The following is a 6,739-nucleotide window of genomic DNA, read 5'->3' as shown; positions in this document are numbered from 1 at the left end:
GGCGGTCGCGACGAACGAACGGTGGGGGATATCGAGGGTCATGGGAGTCGTCCCATGGCGGGTCGGTGTCGTGGGCAACCGGCCGACTGGTCAGGTCCCGTCCTGGTAACAGGGGTGTGGAGAGAACCAGCCGCGCACGCTCCCTCACGGCAGCGGTCTCACTCAGACCTCGATCGGACCGGCGCGGCGACGGCCGTTCTGTTTGCGGACTAACCGCGTTGGCTGTCGCCGCGCCGGTCCCCGCCCGAATAACCCGGAGCCGAAAGGCCGCCGGGCCCGACGTCATGGGTTTCAATCGCCTTCCGTCGCATTGACCACTGACATGTCAGCGGCCTAGAAAGCCGCCACGGAAGTCCCGGGGCGCACATGGCAAATCTCGACAAGTATCTCACCATCGAAGACCTGATGAAGGCGGCCCGGCGCCGGGTGCCGAAGATGTTCTTCGACTATGCCGATTCCGGCGCCTGGACCGAGCAGACCTACCGGCACAACACCACCGATTTCGAAAAGATCCTGCTGCGCCAGCGCGTAGCGGTGAACCTCGAGGACCGGAACCTTTCGACCACGATGATGGGCCAGCCGGTCTCCATGCCGGTCGCCATTGCGCCGGTCGGCTCGACCGGCATGCAGTCGGCGGACGGGGAGATCAAGGCGGCGCGGGCGGCCGAGAAGTTCGGCATCCCGTTCACGCTCTCGACCATGGCGATCTGCTCGATCGAGGACGTGGCCGAGAACACCAGCAAGCCCTTCTGGTTCCAGCTCTACGTGATGCGCGACAAGCCGTTCATCGAGCGGCTGATCGATCGCGCCAAGGCGGCCAAGTGCCCGGTGCTGGTGCTGACCATGGACCTGCAGATCCTCGGCCAGCGCCACAAGGACATCCGCAACGGGCTGAGGGCGCCGCCGCCGATCACGCCGCAGTTCCTGTTCGAGATCGCCACCAAGCCGGCCTGGGCCTTCGGCATGCTCGGCACCAAGCGCCGCACCTTCCGCAACATTGCCGGCCACGTCACCGAGGCGGTCGACCTCGCTTCGCTCAGCAAGTGGACGGCGACCCAGTTCGACCTGACGCTCAACTGGAAGGACATCGGCTGGATCAAGAAGCGCTTCGGCGGTCCGGTCGTGGTCAAGGGCATCCTCGATGCCGAGGACGCGCGGCTCGCGGTCGAGAACGGCGCCGACGGCATCATCGTCTCCAACCACGGCGGCCGCCAGCTCGATGGCGCCCCGTCCTCGATCCGGGTGCTGCCCGAGATCGTCGACGCCGTGGGTAATCGGACAGAAGTGCTGATGGATTCGGGCATCCGTTCCGGGCAGGATGTGCTCAAGGCACTGGCGCTGGGCGCCAAGGGCACGTTCGTCGGTCGCGCCATGGCCTTCGGGCTGGGCGCCGGCGGCGAGGCGGGCGTGACGCGGGCGCTGCAGATCATCAACAAGGAAATGGATGTGACCATGGCGCTGATGGGCGAGCGCGACGTCAGGAATGTCGGCCCCCACAATATCTACTCGAACGATCTGCTGAAGCGGCAGGGCTACTAGAGTTACGGCAGCCTCCGCCGCTCAGCCCCGAAGAGGAGGGTAGGATGAGCGGATTGAGTGCAGCACTGACGATCAACGATCTCAGGCAGCGGGCGCGCGGTCGCGTGCCCCGCATGTTCTTTCAGTATTCCGACAGCGGCTCGTGGACGGAGAGCACGTTCCGGGCCAACGAATCCGAATTCGACGAGATCAGGTTCCGACAGCGAGTCGCCGTCGACATGCGCGACCGGTCGTTGGCGACGACGCTGGTGGGGCAGCCCGCGGCGATGCCGCTGGCCGTCGGGCCCGCTGCGATCTGCGGGCTGCAGGTGGCCGACGGCGAGATCAAGGCGGCGCGGGCAGCAGAGAAGTTCGGCATCCCATTCTCGCTCTCGACGATGAGCATTGGCTCGATCGAGGATGTCGCCGAGGCGACCAGCAAGCCGTTCTGGTTCCAGCTCTACATGATGCGTGACAAGCCGTTCATGGAGCGGCTGATCGATCGGGCCAAGGCGGCGAGGTGTTCGGCGCTGATCATGACGATGGACCTGCAGATCCTTGGCGACCGGCATGCCGACGTGCGCAACGGGCTGTCGGCGCCGCCTAAGTTCAACCTCAACTCGATTTCGCAGATCGTCACGCGGCCGGGCTGGGCCTTCGGCATGCTGGGGGCCAAGCGTCGTACGTTCAGCAATGTCGTAGGCCACGCGCAGAATGTCGAAGACCTCGGTTCGCTCGCCAGTTGGATTGCCGGGCAGTTCGACCAGAGTCTCACCTGGAAGGAAGTCGGCTGGGTGAAGGACCGGTTCGGTGGACCGGTGATCGTCAAGGGCATCCTCGATACGCAGGACGCGCAACTGGCGGTCTCGCACGGCGCGGACGCGATCGTCGTCTCCAACCATGGCGGGCGTCAGCTTGACGGGGCGCCGTCTTCGATCCGCGTGCTGCCCGAGATCGTCGATGCCGTGGGGCACAAGACGGAGATCCTGATGGATGGCGGCATTCGGTCGGGGCAGCACATGCTCAAGGCGCTGGCGCTCGGTGCCAAGGGCGTTCTGCTCGGGCGACCGGTGCTCTATGGCCTGGGAGCCGGCGGCGAGGCGGGGGTGACGCGGGCCTTCGAAATCATCCGCAAGGAGGCCGACGTCACCATGGCACTGCTCGGCGAGCGGGACGTACGGAATATCGGCCCGCACAACATCTATTCGAACGACCTGGTGCGCCAGCAGGGGCACTGAGGGAAGGGCGGGGATCGCTCCCTCGCCTCATCACGTCACGCCGCTGCCGCTTCGCGAAGGCGGAGAACGCGCGAGCGAGGTGCGAGCTAGGCCCCGCCGCCGTCGGGACGCCAGGTGAGCTGCTGGTACACCTTCCTCGCCACCGCCTTCATCTGATCCTCGGGCAGGTCGCCGACCACGGTGCAGGTGATCCTGTCGTTGGCCCAGTAGAAGGCATCGAGCGCCTTGCGGGTCAGGAACTCGTAGGTGGAACTGCGGTCGTCCAGCGCCGCCGTGATGAACACGGTGACGCGCTCGGCGGCGGCATTCTCGTACATCAGTTGGGCGGCCGGGCCGTTGGTTGCGTCCTCGTAGCCGGGCAGCAGCCGGCCGCCCACGAGATTGAAGCCATCGGCGGCAAGGTCCGGCGGCGTGATCGGCCGTTCCACGCGGTTCGACAGCCACGACACCAGATGGTCGCGATCCGAGGCCGCCACCTCGACGGCGTGGCGCTTCTCCCTGACGTAGAGCGCATGCGCCTCGATCGCGGCGGTGATGAGCTCATCGCTGCTGGAGGGGAGGGTGTACGAACGGCCGAACCAGCCGATACCGCCGCCGATGGCAAGCAGCACGACCGCGGCAGCTGCCAGCCGGGTCCAGGCAATGCGCGGGCGGGCCGGCGAGCGGGCCATGAGGTGAGGATCGAGCCGAGTGGGGACGGCTTCGCTGGCGACGGGGCCGAACAGGGCATCGAGCGCCTCGTTCTGGCGGCGCCAGTTGGCGATCTCGGCGGCCTTGTCGGGGCGTCCGGCCAGCCAGGCTTCGACCTCGGCTGCGCGCTCCGGCGTCAGCTGGTCGTCGACAAGGGCGTGCAGATCGGTTTCGGAGATCGGTGCGGCGTTGGTCATTTGATCGACCTCAGTCTCGGCTCGTCGGCCGTGCCGGTCGACATGCGCAGCGTGGCGCGCGCCCGGCCCAGGCGCGACATCAGCGTCCCGTCGGGGATGCCAAGCGCGCTGGCGGCCTCGTGGTAGCTCAGCCCCTCGAGCACGACGAGCAGCAGCGCCTCGCGCTGGTCGTCGGGCAGCCGGTCGATGGCGCGCGACATCTCGGAAAGGGCGATGCGTCCGGGCTGGGCCGGGGCGACGGACGGTTCTGCAATCAGGCTGTCGATGGGGATCTGGTCTCCACGGCGGCGCTCGAACCTCAGGTCGTTGCGCCAGATGTTGATGAGGATGCGGAACAGCCAGGCCTGTACGGGTCCCGTGGGCGTGAACAGGTTCCGCTTGCGGATGGCGCGCTCGAGACAGTCCTGGACGAGGTCGTCGGCGCGATCGGCATTGCGCGTCAATGCGCGCGCATAGCGCCGCAAGGCCGGCACCGTCGCTTCGATCTCGTCCAGGAAGTCCATCAGACGGGCTCGCGCCTACTTCTCGACGGCAGTATGCCAGACGCCGCCGACCCCGTCGCCGGTGGTCTGGCCGGGCGCGGTGTCCTTGACCCACAGGTAGAGCGGCGCCCCCTTGTAGGCCCACATCTTGCTGCCGTCCTTGCGGTCGACGAGCGTGAAATCGCCTTCGGCCGCAGCTGCGGCGGTGGCGAGCAGCGGCGGCCAGGCGGCGGCGCATTTGTCGTAGCAGTTCGAGACGCCCGCCTTGTCGTTGTCGAAGGTGTAGAGCGTCATGCCCTTGGCGTCGGTCAGCACCTGCTTGCCGCCGATGTCAGAGGTCTTGATGGCGCCGCCGGCGTAATCGTCGGCGAAGGCCACGGTGGCAAGCAGCGCGAACGCCGCGGTACCAAGCGCGAGTGCGAGCTTCATGGTGTCGTCCTCCATTGTGACCGGCTCGGGTGGCTTACCCGGCCGGTACAGGTGTCAACACCGCGGCGCGGCAGTTATTCCCTCGAGGGCAGTGTTTTCCGACGGAACTCGTTGCAGCCCGACGGGCGTCAACGGAGACGCCCGTCGGAGCTGCCAGTTCCAGCGCCCAGCCTAGCCCTCCAGCCACTGCACCTGTTCCGGCGTCAGCTTGATGTCGAAGGCATGCAGGCTGTCGTCGAGTTCGTGCAGGGTGCGTGGGCCGATGAGCGGGATGGACGGGAAGTCCTGGGCCAGCACATAGGCGAGGGCGACGTGGATCGGGCTCTTGCCGAGCTTTTCGGCCAGCTCGATCGCCCGGTCGCGGCGGGTGAAGTTGCGGTCGTTGTACCAGACGCGGACCATTTCCTCGTTGTCGCGCTTGTCGCGGCCGGCGCGGTCGGTGAAGAAGCCACGGGCCTGGCTGGACCACGAGAAGTTCGGGATCTGGCGGGCTTTCAGCCACTGCTTCCACTCGTCGGTCGACGCGGTGACGCAACCGGCCCAGATCGGGTCGAGCATTTCGGCGAGGGCGAAGTTGTTGCTGAGCGCACCCGGGCGCTGCTTGCCGTGCTTGTCGGCGTAGGCGATGGCCTCGTCGAAGCGCTCGCGGGTCCAGTTCGAGCCGCCGAACGGCCCGCGGATGCGGCCCTTCCTGACCTCGGCATCCATGGCGTCGACGAACTCGCCGACCGGCACGTCGAGATTGTCGCGGTGCATGAAATAGACGTCGACATAGTCGGTCTGCAGCCGGTCGAGCGACTGGGTCAGCTGCTTGGCGATGACGTCGGGGTAGACCAGCGGGCTATGCGCACCCTTGCCGATGACCACGGCCTGCTCGCGCACGCCGCGCGACTTCTGCCACTCGCCGAACAGCTTCTCGGTGTAGCCGCCGGCATAGATGAAGGCGGTGTCGAAGATGTTGCCGCCACGCTCGAAGAAGGCGTCGAGCAGGATGGCGCCGGAGGCGAAGGTACGGAAGTCCTCAAAGCCTAGCGCCACGGCCGAGGCCGGCTTCTGCACGCCGGGAATGGTGCGCTTGGGGATCACCGAGCCGCCAGCCTGCAACGGCCGGCCGGAGATGGTGTTGATGCGCTTCACCGATTTTTCGACCGAGTACTCGATGCCGGCGTCGGAGCGCCACTTGTCGAGCACGCGGGCGTTACCGAGGCTGTCGGCCCAGGTCATGCCGGGGGCGGCGAATTCCTGGCGGCCCGCGAGGATGGCCTCGGCGACAGCATCCGCCTCGAACGAATAGAGGTGGCGCTGCTTGCCGACGCTGACCGTCTCGCGGCTGCCGTCCTTCCGGATGATGTCGATCTTGCCGTCGCCGCCGGCGCGGTCGCCATTGGCGAACCAGAAGGCCGGCACCTCGATCGTGCCTTCCGAGCCGATGATGCGACCGACATTCTCGAGGTTGGCCATGATGGCGCAGCTCACCTGGGCGGTGATGCCGTTGTCGAACAGCAGGACGGCGGCGGCGAGGTTGTCGGTGCCTTCGGCGTTGAGCGTCGCCGAGCCGACGACCTTGATCGGGTCGAGAAAGGGCTTGCCTGAAGCGGCGCCCGCGACGAAGCGGGCGAACGAGACCGGGTAGCCGCCGACATCGAGAATGCCGCCGCCGGCGAGGTCGGAGGCGAAGATCCGGTGCTCGGGGATGAAGCGCCCCATCTGGAAGCCGAAGCTGGCCGAAACGAAGCGGACTTCGCCGATGGTGCCCGAGTTGATCAGCTCCCACAGCTTCTGCGTCTGCGGGTGCAGGCGGTACATGAAGGCTTCACCCGCGAAGGTGCCGGCCTTCTTTGCGGCATGGATGATGGCGTCGACCTCGAAGGCCGAGAGCGCCATCGGCTTTTCGATCAGGACGTGCTTGCCGGCCTCGGCGGCCTTGATGGCCCATTCGGCGTGGCCGGTATGCGGCGTGGCGATGTAGATCGCGTCGACGTTCGGATCCTTGAGGATCGCGTCGTAGCCGTCGAGGATACGGGCCTCGGGAAAGTCGGTCCTGAGGCTCTCCTTGCCCGGGTTGCGCGTGGCGATGGCCTCGAGCTTGCCGAGCTTTGAGTCGAGCACGCCGCGGCGGAAATCCTTGGCAATGGCGCCCGGGCCAATGATCCCCCAGCGGATTGGGGCCGTGATAGTCATGGTA

6 protein-coding genes are annotated in these 6,739 nt (G+C 66.8%); 2 read left to right on the top strand and 4 right to left on the bottom strand.

The features are described 5' to 3' along the window. Positions 1 to 366: 366 nt before the first annotated feature. The gene (locus tag J0I99_RS15835) at positions 367 to 1,539 is read left to right on the top strand and encodes an alpha-hydroxy acid oxidase (RefSeq protein ID WP_291389675.1); all 1,173 of its coding nucleotides are present in this window, start codon (positions 367 to 369) and stop codon (positions 1,537 to 1,539) included. A 53-nt stretch (positions 1,540 to 1,592) separates the two neighbouring features. Next, the gene (locus J0I99_RS15830; protein WP_291389706.1) at positions 1,593 to 2,756 is read left to right on the top strand and encodes an alpha-hydroxy acid oxidase; all 1,164 of its coding nucleotides are present in this window, start codon (positions 1,593 to 1,595) and stop codon (positions 2,754 to 2,756) included. Between the two features lie 86 nt (positions 2,757 to 2,842). Here the strand turns inward: J0I99_RS15830 and J0I99_RS15825 are convergent, their stop codons facing one another. From J0I99_RS15825 to J0I99_RS15810, 4 genes are all read right to left on the bottom strand, one after another. Next, complete coding sequence (locus J0I99_RS15825; protein ID WP_291398578.1) at positions 2,843 to 3,643, bottom strand: anti-sigma factor; 801 nt, start codon at positions 3,641 to 3,643, stop codon at positions 2,843 to 2,845. Beyond that, on the bottom strand, positions 3,640 to 4,149 hold the full coding sequence (locus tag J0I99_RS15820; RefSeq protein WP_291389707.1) for a sigma-70 family RNA polymerase sigma factor: 510 nt from the start codon (positions 4,147 to 4,149) through the stop codon (positions 3,640 to 3,642). The genes J0I99_RS15825 and J0I99_RS15820 overlap by 4 nt, the downstream gene beginning before the upstream one ends. Before the next feature lie 12 nt (positions 4,150 to 4,161). Then, positions 4,162 to 4,554 (bottom strand): hypothetical protein, encoded by a 393-nt coding sequence (locus J0I99_RS15815; RefSeq protein WP_291389677.1) that lies wholly within the window; start codon positions 4,552 to 4,554, stop codon positions 4,162 to 4,164. A gap of 171 nt (positions 4,555 to 4,725) precedes the next feature. Then, entirely contained in the window at positions 4,726 to 6,735 is a 2,010-nt protein-coding gene (locus tag J0I99_RS15810) for an aldo/keto reductase (RefSeq protein WP_291398577.1), read from the bottom strand. Positions 6,736 to 6,739: the final 4 nt, after the last annotated feature.

It is taken from the genome of Devosia sp. (assembly GCF_017307495.1).
In the GTDB taxonomy this organism is placed as follows: Bacteria; Pseudomonadota; Alphaproteobacteria; order Rhizobiales; family Devosiaceae; genus Devosia_A.
The sequence above is the reverse complement of the archived record's forward strand: the minus strand, read 5'-3'. Positions and strand labels throughout refer to the sequence as shown.

Excerpts from the sequence above, each read along its gene's own strand:
- J0I99_RS15835 (WP_291389675.1), top strand. The coding sequence starts at position 367 with ATGGCAAATCTCGACAAGTATCTCACCATCGAAGACCTGATGAAGGCG.
- J0I99_RS15825 (WP_291398578.1), bottom strand. The coding sequence starts at position 3,643 with ATGACCAACGCCGCACCGATCTCCGAAACCGATCTGCACGCCCTTGTC.
- J0I99_RS15815 (WP_291389677.1), bottom strand. The coding sequence starts at position 4,554 with ATGAAGCTCGCACTCGCGCTTGGTACCGCGGCGTTCGCGCTGCTTGCC.
- J0I99_RS15810 (WP_291398577.1), bottom strand. The coding sequence starts at position 6,735 with ATGACTATCACGGCCCCAATCCGCTGGGGGATCATTGGCCCGGGCGCC.